The organism is Plantactinospora sp. CA-290183 (assembly GCF_050936375.1).
Lineage (GTDB): Bacteria > Actinomycetota > Actinomycetes > Mycobacteriales > Micromonosporaceae > Plantactinospora.
In genome coordinates this window covers 356,011-382,643 of the sequence record NZ_JBNJMX010000001.1, presented here as the reverse complement: position 1 = coordinate 382,643, position 26,633 = coordinate 356,011, and the positions used below count along the sequence as shown (strand labels likewise).

23 protein-coding genes are annotated in these 26,633 nt (G+C 74.5%); 15 read left to right on the top strand and 8 right to left on the bottom strand.

From position 1 onward, the window contains the following. Nucleotides 1–18: 18 nt before the first annotated feature. The 3 genes from ACQEUR_RS01780 to ACQEUR_RS01770 all read left to right on the top strand — a co-directional run bounded on the left by ACQEUR_RS01780 (nt 19) and on the right by ACQEUR_RS01770 (nt 3,732). Nucleotides 19–987: a PfkB family carbohydrate kinase gene (locus ACQEUR_RS01780; protein WP_433024330.1), complete on the top strand. Its 969-nt coding sequence runs from the start codon at nt 19–21 to the stop codon at nt 985–987. A 127-nt stretch (nt 988–1,114) separates the two neighbouring features. Next, nucleotides 1,115–2,341 carry a hypothetical protein gene (locus ACQEUR_RS01775; protein WP_433024328.1) on the top strand — a complete coding sequence of 409 codons (1,227 nt, stop codon included), beginning with the start codon at nt 1,115–1,117 and terminating at the stop codon, nt 2,339–2,341. After that, nucleotides 2,260–3,732: a glycosyl hydrolase family 65 protein gene (locus ACQEUR_RS01770; RefSeq protein ID WP_433025876.1), complete on the top strand. Its 1,473-nt coding sequence runs from the start codon at nt 2,260–2,262 to the stop codon at nt 3,730–3,732. Before ACQEUR_RS01775 ends, ACQEUR_RS01770 begins: the two co-directional genes overlap by 82 nt. Before the next feature lie 60 nt (nt 3,733–3,792). On the opposite strand, the gene ACQEUR_RS01765 is transcribed toward ACQEUR_RS01770, so the two are convergent. After that, complete coding sequence (locus ACQEUR_RS01765) at nt 3,793–4,743, bottom strand: TIGR03557 family F420-dependent LLM class oxidoreductase (RefSeq protein WP_433024326.1); 951 nt, start codon at nt 4,741–4,743, stop codon at nt 3,793–3,795. A gap of 133 nt (nt 4,744–4,876) precedes the next feature. Then, nucleotides 4,877–6,499 carry an amidase family protein gene (locus tag ACQEUR_RS01760; protein ID WP_433024324.1) on the bottom strand — a complete coding sequence of 541 codons (1,623 nt, stop codon included), beginning with the start codon at nt 6,497–6,499 and terminating at the stop codon, nt 4,877–4,879. 220 nt (nt 6,500–6,719) lie between these two features. Between ACQEUR_RS01760 and ACQEUR_RS01755 the strand changes: the two genes are divergently transcribed. The 5 genes from ACQEUR_RS01755 to ACQEUR_RS01735 all read left to right on the top strand — a co-directional run bounded on the left by ACQEUR_RS01755 (nt 6,720) and on the right by ACQEUR_RS01735 (nt 11,559). After that, entirely contained in the window at nt 6,720–6,950 is a 231-nt protein-coding gene (locus tag ACQEUR_RS01755; protein ID WP_433024322.1) for a hypothetical protein, read from the top strand. Between the two features lie 178 nt (nt 6,951–7,128). Then, nucleotides 7,129–8,478, top strand: a complete 1,350-nt coding sequence (locus ACQEUR_RS01750) for an extracellular solute-binding protein (RefSeq protein ID WP_433024320.1) — start codon at nt 7,129–7,131, stop codon at nt 8,476–8,478. Between the two features lie 7 nt (nt 8,479–8,485). Continuing rightward, nucleotides 8,486–9,466 (top strand): carbohydrate ABC transporter permease, encoded by a 981-nt coding sequence (locus ACQEUR_RS01745; protein ID WP_433024318.1) that lies wholly within the window; start codon nt 8,486–8,488, stop codon nt 9,464–9,466. Beyond that, nucleotides 9,463–10,395 carry a carbohydrate ABC transporter permease gene (locus ACQEUR_RS01740; protein WP_433024316.1) on the top strand — a complete coding sequence of 311 codons (933 nt, stop codon included), beginning with the start codon at nt 9,463–9,465 and terminating at the stop codon, nt 10,393–10,395. The genes ACQEUR_RS01745 and ACQEUR_RS01740 overlap by 4 nt, the downstream gene beginning before the upstream one ends. A gap of 177 nt (nt 10,396–10,572) precedes the next feature. Continuing rightward, nucleotides 10,573–11,559 carry a DNA topoisomerase IB gene (locus ACQEUR_RS01735; protein WP_433024314.1) on the top strand — a complete coding sequence of 329 codons (987 nt, stop codon included), beginning with the start codon at nt 10,573–10,575 and terminating at the stop codon, nt 11,557–11,559. A 49-nt stretch (nt 11,560–11,608) separates the two neighbouring features. Here ACQEUR_RS01735 and ACQEUR_RS01730 read toward each other — a convergent pair whose 3' ends face one another. Both ACQEUR_RS01730 and ACQEUR_RS01725 read right to left on the bottom strand, forming a co-directional pair. Continuing rightward, nucleotides 11,609–12,253, bottom strand: a complete 645-nt coding sequence (locus tag ACQEUR_RS01730; RefSeq protein WP_433024312.1) for a DedA family protein — start codon at nt 12,251–12,253, stop codon at nt 11,609–11,611. A gap of 189 nt (nt 12,254–12,442) precedes the next feature. After that, the gene (locus ACQEUR_RS01725; protein ID WP_433024310.1) at nt 12,443–12,904 is read right to left on the bottom strand and encodes an NUDIX domain-containing protein; all 462 of its coding nucleotides are present in this window, start codon (nt 12,902–12,904) and stop codon (nt 12,443–12,445) included. A gap of 74 nt (nt 12,905–12,978) precedes the next feature. On the opposite strand from ACQEUR_RS01725, the gene ACQEUR_RS01720 reads away from it, so the two are divergent. The 7 genes from ACQEUR_RS01720 to ACQEUR_RS01690 all read left to right on the top strand — a co-directional run bounded on the left by ACQEUR_RS01720 (nt 12,979) and on the right by ACQEUR_RS01690 (nt 20,868). Continuing rightward, nucleotides 12,979–13,992: a hypothetical protein gene (locus ACQEUR_RS01720; protein ID WP_433024308.1), complete on the top strand. Its 1,014-nt coding sequence runs from the start codon at nt 12,979–12,981 to the stop codon at nt 13,990–13,992. Nucleotides 13,993–14,049: 57 nt separating this feature from the next. Further along, a complete protein-coding gene (locus ACQEUR_RS01715) occupies nt 14,050–15,096 on the top strand; it encodes an L-dopachrome tautomerase-related protein (protein ID WP_433024306.1) in 1,047 nt (348 codons plus the stop codon). 351 nt (nt 15,097–15,447) lie between these two features. Then, nucleotides 15,448–16,614, top strand: a complete 1,167-nt coding sequence (locus tag ACQEUR_RS01710) for a sensor histidine kinase (RefSeq protein ID WP_433025873.1) — start codon at nt 15,448–15,450, stop codon at nt 16,612–16,614. Further along, on the top strand, nt 16,604–17,821 hold the full coding sequence (locus ACQEUR_RS01705) for a hypothetical protein (protein ID WP_433024304.1): 1,218 nt from the start codon (nt 16,604–16,606) through the stop codon (nt 17,819–17,821). Before ACQEUR_RS01710 ends, ACQEUR_RS01705 begins: the two co-directional genes overlap by 11 nt. Beyond that, nucleotides 17,791–18,477, top strand: a complete 687-nt coding sequence (locus tag ACQEUR_RS01700) for a response regulator (RefSeq protein ID WP_433024302.1) — start codon at nt 17,791–17,793, stop codon at nt 18,475–18,477. Before ACQEUR_RS01705 ends, ACQEUR_RS01700 begins: the two co-directional genes overlap by 31 nt. A gap of 160 nt (nt 18,478–18,637) precedes the next feature. Beyond that, nucleotides 18,638–19,462: a hypothetical protein gene (locus ACQEUR_RS01695; protein ID WP_433024300.1), complete on the top strand. Its 825-nt coding sequence runs from the start codon at nt 18,638–18,640 to the stop codon at nt 19,460–19,462. A 254-nt stretch (nt 19,463–19,716) separates the two neighbouring features. After that, nucleotides 19,717–20,868, top strand: a complete 1,152-nt coding sequence (locus ACQEUR_RS01690) for an AI-2E family transporter (protein ID WP_433024298.1) — start codon at nt 19,717–19,719, stop codon at nt 20,866–20,868. 56 nt (nt 20,869–20,924) lie between these two features. Here ACQEUR_RS01690 and ACQEUR_RS01685 read toward each other — a convergent pair whose 3' ends face one another. From ACQEUR_RS01685 to ACQEUR_RS01670, 4 genes are all read right to left on the bottom strand, one after another. Then, entirely contained in the window at nt 20,925–21,554 is a 630-nt protein-coding gene (locus ACQEUR_RS01685) for an NADPH-dependent F420 reductase (protein ID WP_433024296.1), read from the bottom strand. A 238-nt stretch (nt 21,555–21,792) separates the two neighbouring features. Then, a complete protein-coding gene (locus tag ACQEUR_RS01680; protein WP_433024294.1) occupies nt 21,793–22,242 on the bottom strand; it encodes an ester cyclase in 450 nt (149 codons plus the stop codon). A gap of 244 nt (nt 22,243–22,486) precedes the next feature. After that, the gene (locus ACQEUR_RS01675; protein WP_433024292.1) at nt 22,487–23,221 is read right to left on the bottom strand and encodes a helix-turn-helix transcriptional regulator; all 735 of its coding nucleotides are present in this window, start codon (nt 23,219–23,221) and stop codon (nt 22,487–22,489) included. Between the two features lie 30 nt (nt 23,222–23,251). Continuing rightward, nucleotides 23,252–26,314, bottom strand: coding sequence for an AfsR/SARP family transcriptional regulator (locus tag ACQEUR_RS01670; RefSeq protein WP_433024290.1), 3,063 nt, complete (start codon nt 26,312–26,314; stop codon nt 23,252–23,254). Nucleotides 26,315–26,633 lie beyond the last annotated feature (319 nt).

Sequence of the window (26,633 nt, the reverse complement as noted above, 5' to 3'; positions counted from 1 at the left end):
TCTGGGTAGCAGTCGTCCGTGACTGATGCCCGGATCCTGGTGGTGGGCCAGTTGGCCCGTGACGTCGTGCTGACCGTCGAGCGGATGCCCCCGCCGGGTGCGGCGGCCGACGTCCGGGAGCGCCGCGAACTCCTCGGTGGCAAGGGCGCCAACCAGGCGGTGGCGCTCGGCCAGCTCGGGGCGCGTCCGGTGCTGCTCGCGGTGGCCGGCGCCGACGAGGTCGCCGAGGACCTGCTCGGCCAGGCCCGCCGGGACGGCATCGACGTCTCGTCCGTCGTCCGACGGGCGGGGGCGCCGACCGCCCTGATCGTCGAGGCGCTGGACGCCGAGGGGCGGTGGCGCTACCTCCAGCACATCCCGGACGGGATGCTGCTCACCGAGGCCGACGTGACCGCGGCCGACGACGCCTTCGGGCGGGCGGACGCCGTACTCGTGCAGTTGCAGCAGCCACCCGCGACGGCGCTGGCCGCCGCGCGCCGGACCAGGGCGGCGGGGCGGCTGCTGGTGCTCGACGGCGCGCCGGCGGACGACGGGCACCGGGCGCCGCTGCTCGCCGCCGCCGACGTGGTGCGGGCGGACGACCGGGAGACCGAACTGCTGACCGGGGTACCCGCCGACGACCCGGACCGGGTGCGCTCGGTCGCCACCGAACTGCTCGCCGCCGGCCCGCGCCTGCTCGCGCTCGGGCTCGGCGCCGCCGGCAACCTCTTCGTGTGGCGGGACAGCCGGTCGGGCGGATCGGCGGCCCTGTTGGTGCCACTGACCCGGGAGAAGGTCGTCGACACCACCGGCGCCGGCGACGCCCTCACCGCCGCGCTGACCGTGGCGCTGCTCCGCGGCGACCCGCCCGACGCGGCGGCCCGGTACGCGGTGGCGGCCGCCGGTGCGACCGTCGGCCATCCCGGTGGCCGGCCCGAACTCACCGCCGGGGCCCTCCGGGACCGGCTCGCCGACCTCGACGCACAGCTCCCGGCCACCGCGCGGTGACGGCCAGCGCCGGCCGTCCCGGTCGGGCCGGGCCGCCGACCAACCCGCGGGCGCCGCCCGCCTCGGCCGCGATCCCCGCCGCCGCGCGGATAATTGCAGACATCGCGCCCCCCGAGGACGGAGACGAATGGCCCGGCACCACCCGACGCATCCGGTACCCCGCCCCCGCACCGAACCGAGTCCCCCGGACGACGACGCCGACACCTGGCGGATCCGGGAGGAGTCACCCGAGCCGGACGCACTCGACGACCTGGAGTCGGTCTTCGCCCTCGCCAACGGTCACCTCGGGGTCCGCGGCGCCCTCGACGAGGGCAGCGCCAGCGGCATGCCGAACACCTATCTCAACTCGCTCTACGAAGAACCCGGGCTGACCTACCCGGAGAACGGGTACGCCTTCCCGGAACGCACCCAGACCGTGATCGGCGCACCGGACGGCACGCCGCTGCGGCTCTTCGTGGCCGACCAGCCCCTCGACGTACGCGACGGCGGGCCGCACCGGCACGAGCGCGTCCTCGACCTGCGCGCCGGCACGCTGGAGCGGACGGCGCAGTGGACCGCGCCCTCGGGCGAGCCGGTACGGGTCACCTGGACCCGACTGGTCTCCCTCGTCCAACCGGCGGTGCTGGCGATCCGCTGCGAGGTGACGGCGCTCGACCGGCCGCTGCGGATCCGGCTCCACTCCGACCTGCGGGCCAACCCGGAACTCGCCGACCGCAGCGGCGACGACCCCCGGGCGCCGACGCCGATCGAGCAACCGCTGGTCGCGGAGGAACACGCCGTCCACCCGGCCGGCGGCCTCCTCGCGCACCGGACCCGGCACAGTGGGCAGCGGGTGGCGGCCGCCGTCACGCACCTGCTGGAGGGGGCGTCCGGGGAGGCGCCGCCGCCCGGGACCCGGGTCGAGGTGGCCGCCGAACCGGACCTTATCCGTACCATCGTCGACGCCCGGCTGGCACCGGGACAACGGCTCACGGTGACGAAGCTGGTCTCGTACGCCCACTCGGGCGACCGGCCCCGCGCGGAGGGTGACCGGACGCGACCGGCGGGCGGCGTGACCCGCACGGAGCTGGTCGCGGCGGCGGAGGCCGCGCTCGACGGCGCGCCGCGGTCCGGCGCGGCTGGGCCGGACTCCACGCCGACCAGCGGGCCTACCTGGACGACTTCTGGGACGACGCGGACGTGCTGCTCGACGGCGATCCGGAGCTCCAGCAGGCGGTACGGTTCGCGCTCTTCCACATCCTCCAGGCGACCGCGCACGCCGGGGAGCGCCCCGTGCCGGCGAAGGGCCTCAGCGGCAACGGCTACGACGGCCACACCATGTGGGACGCGGAGATCTTCGTGCTGCCGGTCCTGACGTACCTGCGCCCGGAGATCGCGGCCGGACCGCTGCGCTGGCGTCACGCCACCCTCGACCAGGCGCGGGAACGGGCCCGGACGCTGCGGCTGGCCGGCGCGGCGTTCCCGTGGCGGACCATCGGCGGGCGGGAGTGCTCCGGCTACTGGCCGGCCGGCACCGCCGCGCTGCACGTCAACGCCGACATCGCCGCCGCCGTGCTGCGCTACGCCGCGGCCACCGGCGACATCGCGTTCCTCCGGGACGCCGGCCTGGAGCTGCTGGTCGAGACGGCCCGGCTCTGGTCCCGGGTGGGTCACTACGACGACTCCGGCGCGTTCCACCTCGACGGGGTGACCGGGCCGGACGAGTACACCGCGCTGGTCAACGACGACGTCTTCACCAACCTGATGGCCCGGCGCAACCTGCGCGGCGCCGTGGCGACCGCCCGCCGGTTTCCGGACCGGGCCCGCGAGCTGGGCGTCGTCGAGGCCGAGCTGACCGCGTGGCGGGAGGCCGCCGAGGCGATGCACCTGCCGTACGACGCCCGGCGCGGGATCCACCAGCAGTGTGCCGGGTTCACCCGGTTGCGCGAGTGGGACTTCGCCGCCACCGACCCCGGCGAGTACCCGCTGCTGCTGCACTACCCCTACCTGGAGCTCTACCGGCATCAGGTGGTCAAGCAGGCGGACGTCGTCCTGGCGATGCAGCACTGCGGTGACGACTTCACCATCGAGGAGAAGGCCCGCAACTTCGCCTACTACGAACGCCGTACGGTCCGGGACTCGTCGCTGTCGGCGAGCAGCCAGGCGGTGCTCGCGGCCGAGCTGGGACACCTCGAACTCGCCTACGCCTTCCTGGCCGAGTCGGCCCTGCACGACCTGCACAACCTCAGCGACCAGACCCGGGACGGGCTGCACGTGGCCGCCCTCGCCGGGGTCTGGTCGGCGCTGGTGATGGGCTTCGGCGGGTTCCGCGACGAACGGGGTGAGCCGGTCTTCGCCCCCCGGCTGCCGCCGGCGCTGACCCGGCTGCGCTTCTCGATCTTCTGGCAGGGGCACCGGATCCAGCTCACCATCGGCCCGGACGAGGCGACGTACCTGCTCCGGGAGGACTCGACCGGGCTTGGCGACGCGGCGGCGGAGGAACCGCGGCACGCGACGGCGCAGGCGCGGGTGGAGCTGCGGCATCACGGCAAGCCGGTGGTGCTCCTTCCCGGGCAGCCGCTGACCCTGCCGCTGCCGGAGCCGCCGGACGCCGGGCCGGAACCGCCGTCGCCGCCGGGGCGGGCACCCCGGCGCCGGAGGGCCGGCCGGCCCGTCACGCCGGTACCGGGGCAGCCGGACGGCGGTGACCAGGCCGCGACGGCGGACACCGCCGGGCCCGCGACGGCGGACACCGCCGAGGGCTGACCGCGGCGCGGCCCGGCCCCGCGAGGCGGGAGCCGGGCCGGTCCGGTCGGCGGGGTCGGGTCAGCGCAGCTCGGGCAGGACGTGCTTGGCGTACAGGTCGAACAGGCCCTGGTAGTGCGGGCCGGTGTTGGCGACGTAGACCTCGTCGAAGCCCGCCTGCCGGTACTTGTCGATCATCTCAAGGTGGGCCTGCGGGTCGTTGCCGCAGACGAACGCCTTGCCCACCATGTCCTGGGTGACCAGCTCCGAGGCCTGCTCGAAGTGCCGGGGCGAGGGCAGCACCTGGGAGAGTTCGCCGGGCACCCCCGCGTTGGGCCAGCGCTCGTACGCGATCCGCGCGCCCTCCTCCGCGCTCTCCGCGAAGGCCGCCTTGAACCCGGCCTGGCAGGGCTTGTCGCCGCCGCCACCCTCCCGGAACCGCTTCACCAGGTCGCCGTCCGGCATCGTGCTCACGTAGCCGTCACCGAGCCGCGCCGCCAGGTCGACCGCCTTCGGGCCGAACCCGGAGATGTAGATCGACGGTGGGGTCTCCGGCAGCGTGTAGATCCGGGCGTTCTCCACGGTGTAGTGCTTGCCCCGGTGCTCGACGAAGCCGCCCTTCCAGAGCTCCCGCATCACCTCGACGGCCTCCTCCAGCATCTCCAGCCGGACGTCGGCGCTGGGCCAGGCGTCGCCGAAGATGTGCTCGTTGAGCGCCTCGCCGGTGCCCACACCGAGCACGAACCGCCCCTGGTGCAGTACGGCGCTGGTCGCCGCCGCCTGGGCGATCACCGCCGGATGGATCCGTACCGTCGGACAGGTGACGGCGGTGGTGACGGGCAGCCGGCAGACCTGGCTCAACGCGCCGATCATGGACCAGACGAAGGCGCTCTGCCCCTGCGCGTCCACCCAGGGGTGGTAGTGGTCGGAGATCCAGAGTGCCTCGAAACCGGCCCGCTCGGCGCCGCTGGCCTGTTCCAGCAGCTCGGCCGGGGTGTACTCCTCGCTGGACAGGAAGTAACCGATCCGCATGCTGTCCTCCCGGGGGCGTCTCGCGGTTGCGCCGCTCTCCTACCCAGCTCCGGGTCAACGCATGTCCAGCCGGTTAGGAAGGGCCCCCTCCTATACAAAAAACGATAGGAGGGGGCCCCTCCTTACACCTGGGCTAGGGGGCGCAGCTCGGGTCGCGGTCGGCGAAGTCGGCGCAGCGGAACAGCGACGGGTTCACCTGCGACGGCGGGCGCCACTCCAGCGAGGCCTGCTCGTAGTCGTACGCCAGGGCCAGCAGTTGCGCCTCGGTGTAGGCGGTGCCCAGGAAGGACATCCCGACCGGCCGGCCGTTCGCCGGGTCGTACCCGATCGGCACAGCGACCGACGGGTACTGGGCGCGGGCGCCGATCCCGGCCGACCCGCTGCCGACGAAGACCAGCGCGTCGAGGTCCGCCCCGGTCAACGCCGAGTCGATCCGACCCCGCGCCCCGGCGATGCCGGTGTCCCGGTTGGTCTCGTACTCGGCGCGGGCCGCCGGGTCGGTCAGGTCGACCTCGTTCGAGGCGACGAGCTGGGTCTGACCGAACTTGATGGTGCCCTCGTCGGCGTGGGCCAGGTTGTAGCGGACCACGTCGTCGAGGGAGTCCATCGGCGCGCTGCGCGGCAGCCGGGCCAGGTAGGCGTTGAGGTCCCGCTTGAACTCGTACGTCAGGATGCTCGGCGGCAGCCCGCTGGTGTCCAGGGTGACCGGTACGACCGTGGCGCCCCGGGCCCGCAGCACGTCCAGCGCCTCGTTGAACAGCACCGCCTGGTTGCCGGTCGGGGTGCTGGCCACCCCGATCCGCCTGCCCCGCAGGGCGGTGCCGGAGAGCGCCTTCGTGTAGTCGGTGCCGACCACGCCCGAGCTGGTGCCGGTGGCCGGGTCCTCCGGGTCGATGCCGGTGAGCGCGGTGAGCAGCGCGGCGGCGTCGTACACCGAGCGGGTCATCGGCCCGGCGGTGTCCTGGCTGGCCGCGATCGGCACCACCCCGGTGCGGCTCACCAGGCCGACCGTCGGCTTCACCCCGACCAGCGAGTTCGCCGCCGCCGGGCTGAGGATGGAGCCGGAGGTTTCGGTGCCGATGGTGACCGTGGCGAGCGCGGCGGCTGCGGCCGAACCGGAACCCGAGCTGGACCCGCTCGGCGTCTGGCTGGCGTCGTACGGGTTGAGCACCTGGCCGCCCAGCCCGCTGTAGCCCGACGGCATCCCGCTGGTGGTGAAGTTGGCGAACTCGGTCAGGTTGGTCTTGCCCAGGATGATCGCCCCGGCCGCCTTCAGCCGGGTGACCAGGAAGGCGTCCTCCGCCGGGTACGAGTTCTCCAGTGCCATCGCCCCGGCGGTGGTGGGCAGCCCCCTGAGGTCGATGTTGTCCTTGATCAGCACCGGGATGCCGTGCATCGGCCCCGGGGCGCGGCCGGCCCGGCGCTCCTGGTCGGCCCGCTTCGCCTGGGCGACCGCGTCCCGGGCCAGCACCCGGACCGCGTGCAGTCCGGGTCCGTTGGTGTTCAGTGCCCGGATCCGCTCCAGGTACGCCTCGACGAGTTCCTCGGAGGTGATCCTGCGGGCCGCCAGCGCCTCCCGAAGGTGGGGGATGCCGGCTCGCTCCAGGTCGACGGGGAACGGCCGGTGCCGCCCGGTCGCCTCGGTGGGGGCGCCGAGGGAGGTGGCGACGAGCGCGGCGAGGCTGACCAGGACGGTGCCGAACAGTACGAGCCGGAGCGCGGGTCGCGGCCGGGGTGGCACAACGGAGTGAGGCACCAGTACGCCCTTCCATGAGGCCGCGCCGGGTCGGGGGTACCCGGCGCGATGTGGATCTAGAGAGAACACGGTCCAGGTGTTGAGACTATGAGACGGATCGATTGCCGCCCGGTTACGAATCCACATACCTGCCGTCCGGACCGTCCCCACCCGGTTCAATCCGTCGAAAAGGGGTAGCCCTGCCGCGACCCGACCGAGGAAGACCGGAGGAGGGAAGAACATGGGCAGCACGCACGGCCATGCCGACGACATCGTCTACGACCTGGTGTCGATCCAGTACCACGCGCTCAAGGGCGGTCAGGTCTACGAGCGGTACCGGAGCGACGCCGAGGGGCACGACGACGTACGCCAGTTCATCGACCAGATCCAGCGCGAGGACGTCGAGCGCGCCCGCCGGGCCCAGGAACTCCTGGCGACGATCACCAGCCCGGCCTCCGTCAGCGCCCGCTGAGCCGGAGGTAGCACCCTCCCGACATCTCCCGGCGATCCCGCGAACCATCCGGTATCAGTCGAGGTGGCGACACCGCACGCCCGAAACCGACCCGGGGTGTTTCAATCCGACGGCGGAGTGGAAGTAGTGATCCGCTGTGGTCACCGGGACGGCCGGGACCGTTCGGGAGGGCTGAGTCATGCGGAAGACAGGCGGGTTGGCCGCGCTGCTGGCGGCGGTGCTCGGCGTCACCGGCTGCGGTGGGGTGGGCGGTGGCGACGGCGGTGGCGGTGACGGCACGAACGGCGCCGGCGCCCTGACCACGCTCGGTTTCAGCCTCTCCGACGAGATCGCCACCACCCGGGTCGACGCCTTCAAGAAGGCCAACCCGCAGGTCGAGGTGACCATCACCGAGGGCGGTTTCGACGAGCAGCAGTTCCTCTCGGCGGTGGCCGACGGCAACCCGCCGGACCTGATCTACATGGACCGCAAGCTGATCGGGACGTACGGCACCCGGGGCTCGATCGTGCCGCTGACCGACTGCGTCAAGGACCAGGACATCAACCTGGAGCAGTACCGGCCGGCCGCCCGGGCCCAGGTGACCCTGGACGGCGTGCTGTACGGCATCCCCGAGTTCTACAGCGTCCGCGTCGTGTACATGAACGAGGCCGTGCTCCGGGACGCCGGGCTGACCCCGGACCAGGTCAACCTCGCCGACTGGGCCGGGCTGGACGCGCTGACGACCCGGCTGGCCGACACCTCCGGCGGCCGGCTCAACCGGATCGGCTTCGATCCGAAGATCCCCGAGTTCCTGCCGATGTGGACCAGGGCGAACGGCGTGGACCTGCTCTCCGCGGACGGCCGGACCGCCCAGCTCGACGACCCCAAGGTGCTGGAGGCGCTGGAGACCGGGGTCCGGCTGATCCAGAAGCAGGCCGGCTGGGGCACGTTCAAGGGCTTCCGGGACACCTTCGACTTCTTCGGCGTGAACAGCCCGGTGGCCCGCGGGCAGCTCGCGGTCTGGCCGATGGAGGACTGGCTCCTCAACCAGGTGGCCAAGAACACCCCCAAGGCGGAGCTGGTGGTCAAGCCCTTCGTCGACCGGCAGGGCAAGCCGCTGACCATGGCTTCCGGCCAGGCCTGGGCGATCCCGAAGGGCGCGAAGAACCCCGACGCCGCCTGCGCGTTCGTCAAGCAGATGACGGCCACCGAGACCTGGGTGGCGGCGGCGCAGGCCCGGTTGGCGGCGCGCAAGGCCAGCGGCTCCCCGTTCACCGGCCTCTACACCGGCAACGTGGAGGCGGACCGGCGGATCTTCGCCGAGGTGTACCAGCCGAGCGGCAACGCCCGCTTCGACCAGGCGGTCCAGACCATCCTCTCGGTGCAGGACGCCGCCTTCAGCACCCCGGCGTCGCGGGCCGGCGTCGAGTTCGACAAGGCCTGGACCGACGCGGTGAACCGGGTGCTGTCCGGGCAGAGCCAGCCCGCCGAGGCGCTGCGCCGGGCCCAGTCCGAGGCCACCGCCGCGCTGGACCGGGCCGCGAAGTAGGCCGGCGATGGCCACCACCGGCACCCTGCCGGCCCCGGCGGGCGGGCCACGGACCCGGGAGCCCGCCCGCCGACGCCGACGGATGAGCCCCGGCGCGCGCCGCGAGGCCCGCTGGGCGTACGTCTTCATCGCGCCGTGGATCGTGGGCTTCCTGGTCTTCCAGGCCGGCCCGATGCTGGCCAGCCTGTGGCTGAGCCTCACCGAGTACGACGTGATCAACGCACCGACCTGGACCGGGCTGGACAACTACCGGCGGCTCGCCGAGGACCCGGCGGTGCTGCGCAGCCTGACCAACACCCTCTACTACACCGTGCTGCACGTACCGCTGGTGATGGCGATCTCGCTGGGCCTGGCGATGCTGCTGCTGCGGGTCGGCCGGTTGCAGGGCTTCTTCCGGACGGTCTTCTACCTGCCGGTGATGACTCCGGCGGTGGCGGTCGGTGTGCTCTTCCTGCTGCTGCTCAACACCCAGGACGGCCTGATCAACCAGGGGCTGGCACTGATCGGGATCGACGGCCCGGCCTGGACCACCGACCCGACCTGGGTGATGCCGGGGATCCTGCTGATGAGCCTCTGGAGCCTCGGCTCCACCGTGGTGATCTACCTCGCCGCGTTGCAGAACGTGCCGCCCGAGCTGTACGAGGCGGCGAGCATCGACGGGGCCGGGGCGTGGTCGCGGTTCCGGCACGTGACCGTACCGATGATCTCGGGTTCGCTCTTCTTCACGCTGATCGTGAACACGATCGCCTCGGTGCAGATGTTCACCGAGGTCTACACGATGTACTTCGGCAACCGGCTGACCCAGGACTCGTACAGCTCGGACGCGGCCACCTTCTACGTGATCCGGCTCTTCCAGGAGGCGTTCCAGTTCCTGCACATGGGCTACGCCTCGGCGATGGCCTGGCTGCTCTTCCTGGTGATCCTCGGTATCACCGCGGTGCAGGTGCGGCTCTCCCGGCGGTTCGTCTACTACGAGGGGGACCGATGACCGACACCGTGGTACGCGGAGCGGCCGGGGCGGCCGTACCGCTGGGTGCGCCGGAGCCGCCGGACCGGCGTACCCGGGTGGCGCGGGACGCCTCCGACGGGCGCCCGTGGTGGCGGCGGCTGCCCCTCGTGCTCGCCCTGGTCGGCGCGGCCCTGATCTTCATGGTGCCGTTCCTCTGGCTGGTCGGCGCCTCGCTGCGTCCCCGGGAGTACGTCTTCACCACCAGCATCCTGCCGGTGCCGTTCCGGCCGGAGAACTACGCGGACGCCTGGGCGGCGGTGCCGCTGCTGACCTGGCTGTTCAACAGCGTGGTGGTCGGGGTCGCCGCCGCGGCGGCGGTCACCCTCTCCAGCGCGTGGGTCGCGTTCGGCTTCGCCTACTTCCGGTTCCCGGGCCGCAACCTGCTCTTCGGGCTGGTGCTGGCGACCATGATGCTGCCGTTCGCGGTCACGATGATCCCGACGTACCTGATCTGGTCGGAGTTGGGGCTCACCGGCACCCAGGTGCCGCTCTGGGCCGGCAACCTCTTCGGTTCGGCGTTCTACATCTTCCTGATCCGGCAGTTCCTGCTCTCCCTGCCGAGGGAGTACTTCGAGGCGGCCCGGGTCGACGGGGCCAGCTATCCGCAGCTCTTCTGGCGGATGGCCTTTCCGCTGATCCGTCCCGCCCTGCTGGTCGCGTTCGTCTTCGAGTTCAAGGCGAGCTGGACGGACCTGATGAAGCCGCTGATCTACCTGCGCGACGAGTCGCTCTTCACGCTGCCGCGCGGCCTGAAGGTGATCCTCGACCGGTTCGGTTACGGCGGTGAGCAGGAGTGGGAGATTGTCCTCGCCGGCAGCGTGATCGCCACCGTTCCCATGATCATCCTGTTCTTCCTGGCCCAGCGGCACTTCGTGCAGGGGATCGCCACCAGCGGGCGCAAGGGCTGAGTCCTTCCTCACATTCGCACCGGCGTACGGACCGGCCGTCGGGGGTAGGGAGAGCCCTGCGGCGATCTTCGTCGCGAACCGGTTCGTTCGGAGGTGCAGAGATGGCGTCGAGGCACGTCGCGGTCGCCGGAGCGCTGACCCGGTCCCCGGCGCCGGCCCGGTAGCCGGGGCGGACCGATGGCACGACTGCGGCGCGCGGACCCGGCCAAGCCCGGCTACGGCCGGCGGCGCCGGGGGCGCGGAGTGACCTTCCTCGACGAGCAGGGCCGGCCGATCCGCGACGAGCAGGAGGTACGGCGGCTGCGCGAGCTGGTGATCCCGCCGGCCTGGCGCGACGTCTGGATCTGCCCGGATCCCCGGGGACACATCCAGGCCACCGGGATGGACGACGCCGGCCGCAAGCAGTACCTCTACCACCCGCTGTGGCGGGTGATGCGGGACCGGGCCAAGTTCGACCACGTGCTGGAGGTCGCCCGGCGGCTGCCGGAGTTGCGCCGCCGGGTGAACGGGGACCTGCGCGGCCCGGGACTGTCCCGTTGCCGCGTGCTGGCGGCGGCGACCCGGCTGCTCGACATGGGCATGTTCCGGATCGGCAGCGACGAGTACGCCACCGGCGAGGAGCCCACCTTCGGGGTGGCCACCCTGCGGCCGGACCACGTCCGGGGCGCCCGGGGCTGTGTGGTGCTGGAGTATCCGGCGAAGGGGGGCATCGAGCAGGCCCGGCGGGTCGCCGACGGGGAGGTCTGCCGGGTGCTGCGCGACCTGCGCCGCCGCCGGCACGCCGCCGAGCGGCTATTCGGGTACTGGGACGGCGAGCGCTGGTACGACGTGCACGCCGAGGACGTCAACGCGTACCTGCGGGAGGTGAGCGAGCTGGACATGACGGCGAAGGACTTCCGCACCTGGCACGCCACCGTACGGGCGGCGACCACGCTGGCCGCCACCGGGCCGTCCCGCTCCGAGACCGGCCGGAAGCGGGCCGTCTCCGCCGCCATGCGGGAGGTCGCCGAACTGCTCGGCAACACCCCCGCCGTGGCTCGCGCCTCCTATGTGGACCCGCGGATCCTCGACCTCTACCGGGACGGCCGGCTCGACCCGGACCTGCCCCGGTCGGGCCCCGCCGCCGAACAGGCCGTGCTCGACCTGCTCTCCCCCGAGGGCTGAGCCGGTCGAGGGCTGAGGCGGTCGAGGGTTGAGGCGGTCGGTCGCGCCCTCAGCGCTCGGGCGGCGCTGCCTCGGTGCGCCGGGCCCGGCGGTGTGCGCGGCGGCGCCGGATCGCCCACCAGGCCAGCAGCCCGAGGACCACCAGCGCGGCCAGGCCCGCGCCGGCCTCGCCGAAGTGGCTCTCCAGCCGCCGCCACGACGCGCCGGCCGCGTAGCCGGCCAACACCACCGCGGTCGCCCAGGCCGACCCACCGAGCGCGTTGAAGAGCAGAAACCGCCGGTACGGCATCCGGTTCATCCCGGCCAGCGCCGGTACCAGGGCGCGCAGCACCCCGACCCACCGCCCCAGCAGCACCGCGACCGGCCCGTGCCGGGCGATGAACCGCTCGGCCCGGTCCCAGCGCCGCTCGCCGACCCGGCGCCCCAGCCTGCTGCGCCGCAGCGGCGGCCCGCTGCGGCGGCCGATCTCGTAGCCGACGCTGTCCCCGGCGATCGCCCCCACGATCGAGACGATCACCATCGCCGCCAGGCTGACCCGGCCGGTCGCGGCCAGCGCCCCGCCGAGCAGCAGCGCCGTCTCGCCCGGCACGAAGAGCCCGATGAACGCGGCCGCCTCCCCGAAGGCGAGCGCGCCGACGACCAGCAGTGCGGGCCAACCGCTGAGCGCGCCCAGGGCGTCGACGACCGTACCCACCTCGGACCGCCCCCGTCAGCCGTGCCGGTACGCCCGGCGGGCCGGCGCGGTGGCGGGTGCGCGGGAGCGGGCCGGCATTCCACCCGATACGGGGTTCACCCGGTCATCGTGCCCGAGCCGGGCGGCCGGGATCCCGGAAACGCCCGACCTGCCGGCCGACCGCCCTCCGGCCGGGCGCCGACCGGGTGCTCAGAGCCGATGCGTGGCCCGCAGCACGGCACGGGCGAACCGGCTGAGCGAGAGCCCGGGAAGTTCCTCGATGCCGAACCACCGCAGCTCGCTCAGCTCGTCGCCGTCGACGGCCGGCGAACCGTCGACGACCTCGGCCTCGTAGACCACTGTCACGTACGCGCCGCGGTCCCCGTTCGGATAGGTCACCTCGAAGTCGGGGCCGCCCAGCGCGTCCAGCAGCCGGCGCAGCCGGACCTCGACCCCGATCTCCTCCCGCGCCTCCCGTACCGCCGCCTCGGCCGGGGACTCTCCGATCTCGACCGCCCCGCCGACCAGCCCCCAGTCGTCGCCGTGCCCGCGGTGGCGTACCAGCAGCAGGCGCCCGTCGGCGTCGACCAGCACCAACGACGCGGACGGCAGCAGAAGCAGGTCGGATCCGACGGCGGCGCGGATCCGGGCGACATATCCGGGAACACCCATGTGCGCCACCGTAGGCGGAACCGGGGACCGGTCGCGGCCCGTCGGAGTGGCAGGACGGACGCGGGGGTGATCACATGCGGGGACGAGCCGGGGCGTTGCTGGCCGGGGTCGTGGTCTCGGGGCTCGTCGGCTGCGGGACCGGGGCGCCGACCATGACGCCGCCGACCAGCGGCGAGCGGGCGACGGCGGTGGTCGTGGTGCAGTCGCGCTGGACCTCGTGCGGGGTCGGGGCGCCGGAGACGGTCCGGGGCACCCCTGGCCCGACAGGACGGCCGGTGCCCCCGCTCGACGGCACGGACGCGCTGGTGCTGCCCCGACTGCCCGAGGACTTCATCCCGACCGCCGCCGTGTTCTGCGGGGCCCGGTCGCAGCGGCGCGCCGACGGCGGCACCGACCTGGTCGTCGCCGAGGAGCGGGCCGGCGACGTCGGCCGGCTGGTTGCCGCGCTCCGGCTGCCCGACGAACCGCGTACCGGCGAAGTCTGCAGCGCGGAGATGCCGGCCGTCCGGTGGTTCGCGGTGCTGGACGCGGACGGCCGGTGGACCCGGCCCGGCGTACCGGTGGACGGCTGCGGCAAGCCCCGGATCGAGGTACGCGACGCCATCGCCGCGCTGGTGCTGACCCCGGTGCGTTCCCGGCCGATCCGGGAGATCGAGTCGAGCGGGGCGGCGGCCTCCGGCTGCCCGCAGACGCACGCCGACATGGTCGCGGTGGAGACGACGATCGGGTCGCCGACCCGGGCCGCGGTCGGCGCCGACCCGCTCGCCGGGCTCGCCGAGGTGCGGCTCTGCGGCTACCGGGTGCCGCCCGGCGAGCGGGGCAGCGCGAAGCCCGCCGGCGATTTCGCGTACGGCGAGGTCCTGCCGGCGCGGCGCCGGGCGCTCATCGGCGCCGCGTTGTCGGCGACCGGCCCGGCGCGGCCGTGCGCGACCTCCGCGAGCCGGTTCGCCCTGCTCGGCCCGGTGCGCGGGGCCGGCGGCGAGGTCTACGTCGAACTGGACGGCTGCCAACGGATCCTGGTGAGCACCGACCCCGGCACCCGGCTCGGCCAGGGCGACCCCGAGCTGGCCGCGCTGCTGGGCGGGTAGCCGACCGGCTCGACGGAAACCGACTTACCGGATCTCCCGGACGGTTAGGCTCGGCCGGTGCGGGCCAACGGCGACCAGGATCCCCGGCTGCGCCCGGTGATCGCCCTGGACCGGGTCTGTACCGGTGTGACGACCACCGGCGACGGCCGGGTCTTCGTGAGCTTCCCCTCCGCCGACGGACCCGGTGTCCAGGTGGCCGAGGTCGTCTCCGACACCCGGCTCCAGCCGTTCCCCGACGCCGGCTGGAACGAGGTACGCGACCGGCCCGACCCGGACGGCGCCTTCGTCAGGGTCAACGCGCTGCGGATCGGCCCGGACGGCAACCTCTGGATCGTCGACGCCGGCGCCCCGGGGGTCGGCGCGCCGCCGGTACCGGGCGGTGCCCGGGTGATCGTGGTCGACACCGACACCGCCGAGGTGGTCCGGGTCTACGACCTCGACCCGGCGGTCCGGGAGGGGAGCTACGTCGACGATCTCCGCTTCAACGGCGCGATCGCCTACCTCACCGACGCCGGCGCACCCGGGCTGATCGTGCTCGACCTCGACACCGGCGGGTGCCGCCGGGTGCTCGACGAGCATCCCAGCACCGCCGCCCGCCGGCCGCTGCGCGCGGACGGCGAGATCCTGCGCGACCCGGACGGCGCCGAGCTGCGCATCCACGCCGACCAGCTGGAGGTCTCGCCGGACGGGGCGTACCTCTACTACCAGTCCGCCGCCGGCCCGCTCTACCGGATCGAGACGCGCTGCCTCGACGACCCGTCCATCCCGCCGGACGTCGTCGCCGGACGGGTCGAGCCGTGGGTGGACACCCCGACCACCGGGGGCACCGCGATCGACGCCGCCGGTGTCATCTATCTGACCGATGTGGACAACCGCCGGCTGTTGAGCATCGGGCTCGACCGGCGGGTCGAGACGCTGCTGACCGACCCGCGCCTGGCGTGGGGCGACGCGATGTGGCTCGACGGGGCCGGCCAGCTCTGGATTCCGGCGGCACAGCTGAACCGCACGCCCGGCCTGGCCGGCGGCCGGTCCAGTGTGGAGTATCCGGTGTGGATCCACCGGCTCTCGGTCAACGCGGTGCCCGCCGCCAACGACCACGCCTGACCGCCCCGCCCGGCAGCGGAAACGCCGGTCCGCACCGGTGACGAGGTGGCCGCGGCCACCGTCGCCCGCCAGCATGCCGTAACGAATCGGTGACCTGATGCGATCCGGCCGAAACCTGCCCTTATGCCTCTGTTATTCTTCCGCTTCGATATCAGGGGTGTCCGGCGGCGGGACCGCCGGAACCGCTGTCCGGCTCGACGTGGATCTGCCGTGGTGATTTCGGCGGGAGGATCGGCGCGGATGTCAGTCTTCCCCTCGGCCCGCCGGCCACCGCCCGGCGAGGGGTACGTCCCCCTCGGCCCCACCGGACCGACCGCCCCGGTCACCGGCACGTCGCCGGAAGACACCGAGATGCCCGCCCGGATCGCCCTGGACCGGGTCTTCACGCTCTTCCCCGCCGTACTCCGGAGCAGTTGCGGCCTCGCCGGCGCGGTGGTGGCGTTCGCGGTCCGTACCCCGCCGGTGGACACCACCCTGCTGATCGCCGTGGTCAGCCTGTTGACCGCCTGGTCGCTGCTCTTCGCCGTCTGGATCGTCCGGTGGGAGAACCGGGCAGCGGCCATGGCCGTCGACGTCGCCCTCACCACCGGCGCCTGTCTGCTGATCGGGCGGCTGGTCGCCCCCGAGGTGCTGCCGGGGCAGATGAGCTGGGTGGCGGTCCTCTCCAGCACCACCGCCATCGTCGCGCAGTTCGTCCTGCCGACGGCCGCCTCGGTCCCGGCCGGCCTGCTGGTCGCCGCCGCGTACAGCCTCGGCGCGCACCTGGCCGGCGACGACACCGAGGCGATCGGCCACGCCGCCACCCTGGTGGTGCAGACCCTCTGCGCCGCCGGCCTCGCCTTCGTGGCCCGGCGCGGCAGCCGGTTCGCCGACGCCGCCTTCGCCGGCTACCAGCGCGCCGTCCGGGCCGCGCTGACCGCCCGGGCGGGCCGGGCCGCCGAGCGCCAGCAGAACCGCGACCTGCACGACACCGTCCTCTCCACGCTGACCGTGGTCGGTCTCGGCGGGGTGGGCGGCCAGACCCCGCTGCTGCGCACCCGGGCCGCCGCCGACCTGCGTACTCTCGCCGCACTGGCCGGGACGCGGACCGCGACCGACGCCCCGCCGGCCCGCGCCGGGTGGGCCGGCGAGGGAGCCACCGTCGCGCTCGACGAATGGCTCCGGGCCATGCTGGGCCGCCTGCCGGAGCTGCGCGCGACGATGGCGCTGGAGCCGTGCGGCGTGCCGGCGGCGGTGGCCGAGGCGGTCGTCCACAGCGCCGCCGAAGCGCTGTCCAATGTGCTCCGCCACGCGCCGGGCGCCACCGCCTCGGTGCGGCTGACCGGGCGCGACGGCACCGTGCTGGTCGAGGTGGCCGACGACGGTCCCGGCTTCGACCCGGCCGCCGTCCCCCGACACCGGTACGGGCTGCGCGAGTCCGTGCACGGCCGAATGGCGACGGTCGGCGGGCGGGCCGAGGTCGAGTCGGCGCCCGGCCGGGGCACCCGGGTACGGCTGGAGTGGTCCGATGTCCGCTGACGCGTCGACCCTCTCCACCCCGGCCGGCCCCACCGACGTCCCCGGCTCCGCCTCCGGAGCCGACGCCCGGGGTGCCCCCGGTGCCGTCGCGGCCACCGTCGAACGCGGTCCCCGGATCGCCGCCGTGGTCATCGCCTTCGGCTGGCACCTCGCCATCAACCTGCCGGCGATGATCGGCAACTGGGAGTCGTACCGGCTGCCCTGGACGGTCGCCGTGGGCTGGCTGCTCTTCGTCGCGGTCGGGGCGATCGCCGCCGCCCGCCTGCTGCTCGGCACCCCGGCACCGGTCTGGCCGCTGATCGTCGTACTGCTCGGCGTCGACGCGCTGGTCTTCGCGGCCAGCCCGGAACAGTTGCTCTTCACCTCGGCGAACTGGTGCTGGGCCACCCTCGGCTGGTTCGTCGTGCTCCTGCTCTGGGGGCAGCGGATCCCCGCACTGATCGCCGTACTGGCGCTCGGCGCACTGATCGCGCTCGTGGCGGTGCTGGCCAGCGGCGCCGGCGACCCGGCCGGGCTGAGCCGGTACGCCATGTCCGCCTACGGCACCCTGACCCTGCCGATCGCGATGATGCTCGCGATCAACCTGCTCAGCGCGATGGCCGGCCGTACCGCCCGGGCCGCCGCCGCCCGCACGGCGGTGGAGGTCGAGCGCGCCGCCGCCGGGCGGGTGCACCGGGCCCGGCGGGAGCGGCTCGCGGCCCTCGACCGCACCGCGGGCGCGATCCTCACCGAGCTGACCGAGGGGCGGGCGGACCCGGCGGACCCGGCCGTGCAGCGCCGCTGCGCGTTGGAGGCCTCCCGGCTGCGCCGGCTGATCGCCGAGTCCGACGACGTGCCCGATCCGCTGCTGCACGAGCTGCGCGCCTGCGTCGACGTGGCCGAGCGCAACGGGCTGCCGGTCGACCTCATCGCGGTCGGCGCGCTGCCGCCGCTGCCGGTGGAGATCCGCCGCCGGCTGGTCGAACCGCTCACCGCGACGCTGGCCGCCGCCACCGGCTGGGCCCGGGTGACGGTGGTCGCCCAACCCGACGAGGTGGTCGTCAGCCTGACCACCCCCGCCGTCACCCCCTTCTCCGCCGAACCGGCCGGCGGGCACGCCGACGGCAGCGGCGGCCACCCCGACCCGGTCGGCGGCGACCGGGTCGAGTACGTCCACGAGGAGAACGAGGAACTGGTATGGGTGCAGACCCGCTGGCGGGCGGCGTGACGCCGGAGCAGTCACGGATCACCGTGGCGATCATCGACGACCATCCGGTGGTCATCGAGGGGATCCGGTCGTGGTTGACGTCCGAGCCCCGGCTGGCGGTGGTCTCGACCGGCGAGGACCCCGACATCGCACTCGCCGCCGACCGGCCACCGGCCGACGTGATCCTGCTCGACCTGCGGCTGCGCGGCCGGATGGCGATCGACAAGCTCGCCGAGCTGAGCAGCGCCGGCCGACGCGTCGTGGTCTACTCCGAACACACCGACGCCGACACCATCCTGGCGGTCCTGGACGCCGGCGCGGTCGCGTTCCTGGCCAAGCAGGAGGGGCGGGAGCACTGCGTACAGACGGTGCTCGCCGCGGCCAGCGACCGCCCGTACGTGCCGCCCGCGCTGGCCGGGGCGATCGTCGGCGACCGGCGCTCCGGCCGTCCGGTGCTCTCCGAGAAGGAGCGCGAGGCGCTGCTGCTCTGGTTCCAGTCGATGTCGAAGGCCTCGGTGGCCCGCCGGATGAACATCAGCGAACACACCGTCAAGCAGTACGTCGACCGGGCCCGGATCAAGTACGCCCGAGCGGGGCGGCCGGCGGCGACCAAGGCGGCGCTGCTCGCCCGGGCGATCGAGGACGGTCTGATCCGGGCCGACGAGATCGGCAGTTGACGGGTCGGGTCGCCGGAGCCGACCGGGGGATCGACCGGGCTCCCCCATCGGCCGGTCCCAGGTCGGCCGAGCGTCCGACCCCCTAACGACCGTCGTGACACCGGATCCGAATTCCGCCAGCCTGATGGGTAGAACGTTCCGAAACGGGAGGCCCTCCCCCATGACCGAGAACGCGTCCCCGTTCTTCATCCGGCCGTACCGCTTCGACGACCCGGACCACGACGACATCTCCTTTCCGCGCCTCGACTGGCACCGACGGCTGCTGCTCGACGACGGCGAGCGGGTGCTCTGGACCGAGCGGGTCGAGGTGGCCGGCCAGTTCGTGGTGCCCGGCGCCGGGGCGCCCACCCTCGCCTGGGCCCTGCCCGGACCGGCCCGGGTGACGGTCACCGACCGCCGGCTGGCGTACGTCTGCACGGACCTGCGGATGGGCGAGACCCGGGAGCTGCGGCCCGGTAGCCGGCACGGCCGTCGCACCGCCCTCGCTGGCACCGGGGTGGCGACCGGGCAGATCCGCTGGCAGTGGCCGTCGGCGCTGCGCATCCTGCCGGGATCCGGGCCGGCCGCAAGGGCCGGCGTGGAACCGGAACGACTGCTCCTGGTCTGCGACGCGGTCCGGGCCACCGGGCAGCCCGGCCTGGCGCTCTCGGGTGGTTCCCTCGGCGCGGCGGGCGCCATGCGGGAACTGGCCACCCTGGTCCGCCGGGCGGTGGCCGAGTTCCGGTTGGCCAACCCCGGCACGGTGGAACTCGCCCCGCCGGAGTGGGACGCCCTGCTGGCCCGGGCCGGCACGGCCCCGTTCGCCGACGCCCTCGCCGACTCCGGGCGCGGCGTCGACCTGCCCGGAGCACTGCCGGTCGAGTTCGCGCACCGGGACGACTACTACCGCCGCCCGCCGGCCGCCCGCCAACCGGTACGGCGACCGCGCCGGGCCGCCTCGCCGGGCGCCGGCTGGTCGGAGCGTCGGCCCGGGTCCGCCTCCTGACCCGGACGTCTCAGGTACGACCGGGCGGTCCGGCGCCGCGCCAGCGGTCGACGGCAGGACCGCTCCGTGCGACGCCGGCACCGCCCGGTCCCCGCGCCCGCCCGGCCGGCCGCCGCCCCGGCCGACCTCCGCCCCGGCTGGCCGCCATCCCGGCTGGCCGCCGCCTCGGCCGGTGCCGGATCGGCCGGCGCCGGTCGGCAGGTGTCGCCGAGGGTCGGCCGGGTACCCGGGCAGCCGGGGCCGAAGGAGGCGACATGGGTGAGGCGACCGACCGGTCGGGCGGGCGCGACCGGTTCCTGGATCGTCTCCCCTGGTTGCTGCGGTGGGCGGTGGTGGGCAGCGCCTGCCTGTTGATCGTCGCCGCCGGGGTGTACGTACTGGCCCGGATCGCCGCCCTGCTCGCCCCGCTGACGATCGCGCTCGCGGCCACCCTCTTCCTGGCGGCACTGCTCGACCCGGTGGCGAATTGGCTGCGCCGGCATCGGACCCCGCCGGCCCTGGCCGCCCTCGCCACCCTGCTTCTGCTGCTCGGCCTGCTCGTCGGCGCCATCGTGCTGGTCTGGCGGCTCACCGCCGACCAGTTCTCCGACCTGGCGAAGCAACTCGACCAGGGGCTGACCCGGACCCGGGACTTCCTCACCTCCGCGCTGCCGATCAGCCCCGGGCAGCTCGACGAGTGGACCCGACGGGCGGTGAGCGGGCTACGGAGTTCCGCACCCGACCCCGTCACCGGTGCGGCCACCGTCGCCGAGGCGGCCGGCGCCCTCCTGCTCGTCCTGGTGCTGCTGTTCTTCCTGTTGAAGGACGGTCGCCCGATGTGGCACTGGGTGCTGGGCCGGACCTCCGACCGGAGCCGTCCGATGGCCACGCACGCCGGCGGGGCCGGTTGGCGGACCCTGGGCGCGTACACCCGGGGGACGGTGATGATCGCCGCGATCGACGCGATCGGGATCGGGATCGCCCTGGTCATCCTCGGCGTACCGCTGGCCCTTCCGCTGGCGGTGATCACCTTTCTCGGCGGCTTCGTACCGATCATCGGCGCCACCGTCGCGGGCAGCGTCGCGGTGCTGGTCGGGCTCGCCGCCAAGGGCCCGACCACCGCCCTGCTGGTGGCGGCGGCGGTGATCGCGGTGCAGCAACTGGAGGGCAACCTGCTGGAGCCGCTCATCATGAAGCGGCAGGTACGCCTGCACCCGGTCGTGGTGCTGGTGGCGGTCACCGCCGGCACGCTGCTGGGCGGGATCGCGGGTGCCTTCGTCTCGGTTCCCATCACCGCCGTGGTCTACAACGTGCTCCGGACGATCTCCGAGGACCGTCGGGCCGGGGCCCACGCCCCGACCGGAGCGCCGGCTGACCCGCCGTCCCGGTCCGGTCCCGGCGACGCCACGGGGGTCGCGGGAAGCTGAGGCGGTGCCAGGATCACCGCTGTCCGGTCGCCCGAACCCGGGGACGGGCCGGTCCGTCAGGGTGCGCCGAGGCGGTCGTGCAGCTCGCCGCCGGTCAACTCGGCCAGGTAGATCTCCGTGCCCGGCTGCTGCCGGCGGCCGCCGTCGGCCAGGCTCCCGGCGTCCACCGGCTCGAACCCGACCTGCTCGATCAGGTCGAAGACCTGCCGCTTCGCGCCGACGTCGTCGCCGGAGACCGGCAGGCCGTACCGCTGCATGGCCGAGGACTGGCGCCCGTGGTCGCGCAGGTGGTCCCAGCGCATCGTGTTGAACGCCTTGACCACCCGGGCACCGGCCAGGTGTTCCTGCAACAGTTCACTGGAGGTGGTCCGGTCGTCGTCCAGTTCCGGGAGGTGACCGTCCCGCTCGGGGTAGTAGTTCCCGGTGTCGATCACCGTCCGGCCCGCCATGGGCCCGGCCGGCAGATCGGGATAACGCCCCACCGGTACGGAGACCACCACGATGTCGCCGAACCGGGCGGCCTCCTCGGCGGTGGCCGGGTGCACCTGCGGACCCAACTGCTCGCTGAGTCCGCGCAGCGTCTCCGGGCCCCGCGAGTTGGCGACCGCCACCTCGTGCCCGGCCTTCTCGAATAGCTCCGCCAGTGTCCCGCCGACGTGTCCGGTCCCCACGATCCCGATCCGCACGGTTCCTCCCCCTTCCGGTCGGGCGTCGCTCCCGAAGGACCCGTACGGCGCCCGGACAGCACCCGGGCCGCGTACCCGGCGGCCGGCCGGCGAAACGCGGCCGGAGCGCCGCCGGACGGTGAGCCGTGCCCGTCGTTCGGCACCTATCAGGGTGAGCCGCACCTCCGGTGCCGCCGCGCCCGGAGTATCCGCACGCGGCGCCGGGCCGCCGGGCCCGCGGCCCGGCGGCCCCGCGCGGTCAGGCCGCGACGCGCCGGAGCGGCCGCTCGCGCCGGAGGTCGTCGTCGTGCCCCCAGTATTCGACGATCCGGTCCCCGGCGATCCGGATGATGTCGACGCCGGTCGCCATCTTCTGAAGTGGACGGCCCCAGTCCACCCCCCGCCGAATCCCGGTGAGGTGCCAGCGGCCGGCGATCAGGTCGGGCCCGATGACGGGCCCCACCTCGACGGTCAGCCGCGCCGCCGGGTGGGCGGCGTGCAGCGCGCTCACCCAGGCGACGAGGGCGGCACGACCCCGCAGCCGTCCGCCGGGGTCACCCACGGCGGACAGGTGCACGGTCAGGTCAGGAGCGATGATCTCGGCCACGAGTGACAGGTTGCCGTTGCGCAGCGCCATCCAGTTTTCCCAGAGCATCGGCCGGGGATCGACCGTGACCAGGGCGGAGCCGTGGTTCGGGTTGATGGTCATCGCGAGATTTCCTCCCGTGCGCGGTGGCCGGTCCGGCTCACCAGCTCGTTCGGCGTCCGCTTGCGCCGATCTCGTCGAGACCATCCTCGACGGTGCCCGGGACACCATCCTGTCCGCGTTTCCCGACGAATCTCCGCCGATTTCCACTGCACCCGCCCACCCCGGCGGCACCGCGACGGACCCGCCGGCACCCCCGGCGCAGCAGGCCCCGGGCACCCCGGCAGCCGGCTTCCGGCCGGCGTCCTCAGGCGGGCCGGCCGGGCAGGCTCAGCCGGGTGGCCGGGAGCTGGAAACCGCCCCGCCAGGCCGGCTCGATGGCGCGGGGTGGGGCGATCTCGCTCGTCGCGGCGGCCTGCCGCATCCGGTCCAGGCGGAATCCGCGCACCTCCTGCCGGAGCCGACACCAGCTCACCAGATACCACTGGCGGCCGGCGCCCAGCAGCGCCACCGGCTCGACCAGCCGGCGGGACGCCGTGCCGTGCCGGTCGACGTACTCGATGGAGAGCACGGTCCGGGTCACCACCGCCTCCCCGGCGGCCCGCAGCACCTGCCGGGCCGGCGCCGGGGCCGGCGCCTCGGTCGGGCCCGGCGGCGCCAGGAGATGGATCCGGCCGGCGACCTCCCGGGCGGCCTCCACATCGGACCGGGACATCACCGCGAGGATCTTGTAGAGCGCGGAACGGGCCGCGTCCAGGAACGGCGTGTCGACCATCGTCTCCAGGGCGACGGCGGCGGCGATCGCCTCGCGCGGGGTGATGTTGACGGGCGGCAGCGTGTAGGCCCGGTCCAGCACGTAGCCGCCGCGCCGCCCCACCTCCGGGTAGATGGGCACGCCGGACTCCTGGAGGGCGCCGATGTCCCGCCTGATCGTGCGCGCGTCGACCTCGAATCGCTCGGCGAGCCAACGCGCACTGCGGGGTCTGGGGGCGACCGCGCGCAGCTCTTCCACCAGGGCATAAAGCCGATCGGTACGGTTCACCTGCCGACTCTATCGACGGGGTACGACGGTTCAGCCGGTGCTGGTGAGCAGGCCGGGCGCGTCGGCGAGCCGCAGCACGATCCTCGCCAGGGCGGGGGTACGGGTGTCGGCCGGATCGCTCAGCAGGGCCGCCCAGAACCGCGCGTCCCGGGCCGCGCCCTCCTCGCCCAGTTCGTCGTACGCCCGGGCGAGCATGCCGAGCGTGGCCGCCTGGGCGGAGGGCATCTCCATCTCCTCGAAGGCGCGCAGGCAGTCCCGCAGCACCTCGACCGCCGCCCCGGCCCGGCCGTCGCCGATCCAGCTCACCGCCAGGTCCCGGGCCAGCCCGGTGGACCACGGCCGGTCGCCGAGCTGGACCGCCAGCTCGTGACTCTCCCGCAGCAGCCGTACCGCCTCCGCGCGCCGGCCGAGGCAGACCGCCGCCGAGGCGAGGTGCCGCAGGGCGGCCAGCAGCACGTACCGGTCGCCCACCGCGCGCAGCAGGGCGACCGCCCGCTCGGCCGCCTCGTACGCCAGCGCCGCCTCGCCGCGCAGCAACCGGGTCACCGCGAGCCCGTTCAGGCACCGGGCCAGGACTATCTCGGCGACCCCGAGCGCACGGGCCTCGGCCACCGTCGCCCGGTCCACCTCCAGCGCCTCGTCCAGCCGGCCGAGGCCGCGCAGGGCCGCCGACAGCACCGGCGCGGCCAGGATCGCGCCGAGCGGGTCGCCCTCGCTGCGGAACAGCTCCATCGCCCGCCGCGCCGTCGTCGCGGCCTCCCCGACCCGGTTCTGGTAGTCGTGCAGCGCGGCCTGGTCGCTGAGCAGGCAGGCCAGGCCGTGCCGGTCGTCGATCCGCTCGAAGCGCTCCCGGGCCCGGCCGAGTTGGGCCGACGCGCCGGGCAGGTCGCCACGGGCGAACCGCAGCACCCCACCGACGAAGTCGGTACGCGCCACGGCCCGTTCGTCGCCGGTACGCTCCGCCGCCCGCCGGCCCAGGCGCTGCACCGCCTGTAGCTGGGTCCAGTGCCCGTGCACCCAGAGGAACGGCGCGAGCCGCGCGGCGAGCCGGACCGCCTCCCGGTCGGCGCCGCAGCCCGGCGCCAGCCCGAGCAGACCGGTGAGGAGGTCGAGTTCGGCGCCGAGCCAGCCGAGCGGGTCGGCGGCCACCCGGTCGACCACCGCCCGGCGCGGGCGTACCGGGAGGGCCGGTTCGGTCGACCGGGCCCAGGTGAGGGTACGGGGCAGCCGGTGCGCGGCGGTCGCGGCAAGCGCGGCCCCGGCGGCGACCAGCCGCCGCTGCGCCGCCGCGCGGGCGGCCTCCCGGGTCGCGGCGATCTCCTCCGCGTAGACCCGGAGCAGGTCGTGCAGGCGGTAGCGCGGTTCGCCCCCACCGGTCGGTACGGCCACCTCCAACAGGCTCGCCTCGACCAGTTCCTCGACGATCCGCTCGGCGTCCGGCCGGTCGAGCAGTTCGGCGACCGCCCACGCGGCGACGCTGACCGGCCCGAGGGAGCCGAGCAGGCCGAACGCCTCCCGGGTCGCCGGGGAGAGCGCCTGGACGCTGAGCGCCAGGCTGGCCCGGACCTGCTGGTCACCGGCGGCGAGTTCGTCGAGGCGCTGCCGCTCGTCGTCCAGCCGGTCCGCGAGGACCGCCAGCGGCCAGGAGCGGGTCGCGAGCCGGGTACCGGCGATCCGTACCGCGAGCGGGAGGTTGCCGCAGGCGGCGGCGATCCGGGCGGCCTGCCGGGGCTCCCCCGCGACCCGCCCGGTGCCGACCACGTGGGCCAGCAGGGCGTTCGCCTCGTCGTCGGTCAACGGGTCGACCGGCAGGTGCTGGGCGTCGATGAGCCCGGTGAGCCGGCGTCGGCCGGTGACCAGTACCGCGCTGCCGGGGGTGCCGGGCAGCAGCGGCCGGACCTGGGCCGGGGTGGCGGCGTCGTCCAGCACCACGAGGACCCGGCGGTCGGCGAGCCGGGCCCGGTAGGCGGCGGCGAGCGCGGGCAGGTTCTGCGGCACCGCCGAGCCGGGTACGCCGAGGACCCGCAGCAGGTCCGCCAGGACCGCCGCCGGGTCCCGTGGCGCGGCCGAGGCGCCGGCCAGGTGTACGAAGAGCTGCCCGTCCGGGAACCTGGCCCGGATCCGGTGCGCGGCCACCACCGCCAGGGCGCTCTTGCCGACGCCGGGCTGGCCGGAGACCGCGACCAGCGGCACGGTGCCGGCGCTCGGGTGCAGCAGTGACTCGATCCGGGCGACGCCCGCGCCCCGGCCGACGAATCCCGGCGGCGGTGGCGGCAACTGGCAGACCGGGAACGGCGACCCGGGACCGGACGCCGATCCCACGGGCGGGGCCGAGCGCGTCGGCAGTCGGGGGTCGGTCGACTCCTCGCCCCGCAGGACCGCCCGGTGTACCCGGCGCAACTCGGGTCCCGGTTCCACACCCAGCTCGGCGACCAGGGTCTCCCGGGCGCCCTGGTAGGTGGCGAGCGCGTCGGCGCGGCGCCCGGCCCGGGACAGCGCCGTCATCAGCAGGCCGTACGCCCGTTCCCGCAGCGGTTGCTCCGCCACCAGCCGGTGCAGGTCGACGAGGACGGCGTGCACATCACCGCCGGCGGCGAGTTCGGCCTCCGCGCACTCCTCCCGGGCGCCGAGCCGCTCAAGCTCCCACTGGGTGGTGTCGGGCTCCAGCAGCGGCACCGAGAGGTCGGCGAGGGGACGGTCCCGCCACTGTCGCAGCGCGCGCCGGAACCCCTCCGCCGCCGCCCCGGGTTCGCCCGCGGCCAGCGCCGCCCGCCCGGTGGCCAGCTCGCGGCGGAACACCAGCACGTCCAGGTCGTCGGGGTCGGCGCGCAGCAGGTAGCCGTCGCCGCGGTGCTCGATCGCGACGCCGGGCAGCCGCTCCCGCAGCCGGGAGACGTAGGTCTGGAGATTCGACGCGTACGAGGCCGGGGGCCGGTCCGGCCAGAGCGCCGCCACCAGCCGGTCCACCGGTACCAGCCGGTCGGCCCGGACCAGCAGCACGGCCAGCACCGTCCGTTGGTGGCGGCTGCGCAGCACCACCTCGACGCCGGCGTCCGTGCAGACCCGCAGCGGGCCGAGAACCCCGAACTTCACTCGCCGTCTCCCCGAGCCACGGGCCAGTCACGGACATGAAACCGTACTACGGCCGGCAAACGGCCCCGGCCGGCGCGGCGGGCCGCCGGTGTGGCGGCCGTGTGGCGGGCGTGTGGCGGGCCCGCCGAAGCTGCTGGAGTTGCGCGGGCGGAGCCGCTCCGGGCGCTTCCGGCACGTGCCGCGCCGCGCCAGCCAGTCGGCACCGCGCGGCGGTGCCGACCAGATCGAATCCTCCCGAGGGGTACGCCGACAGTGATGCCGCCGGTGCTGTTGCCGGTCAACCGGTACGTCCCGGCCGACGCGGATCGCCCGACCGCCC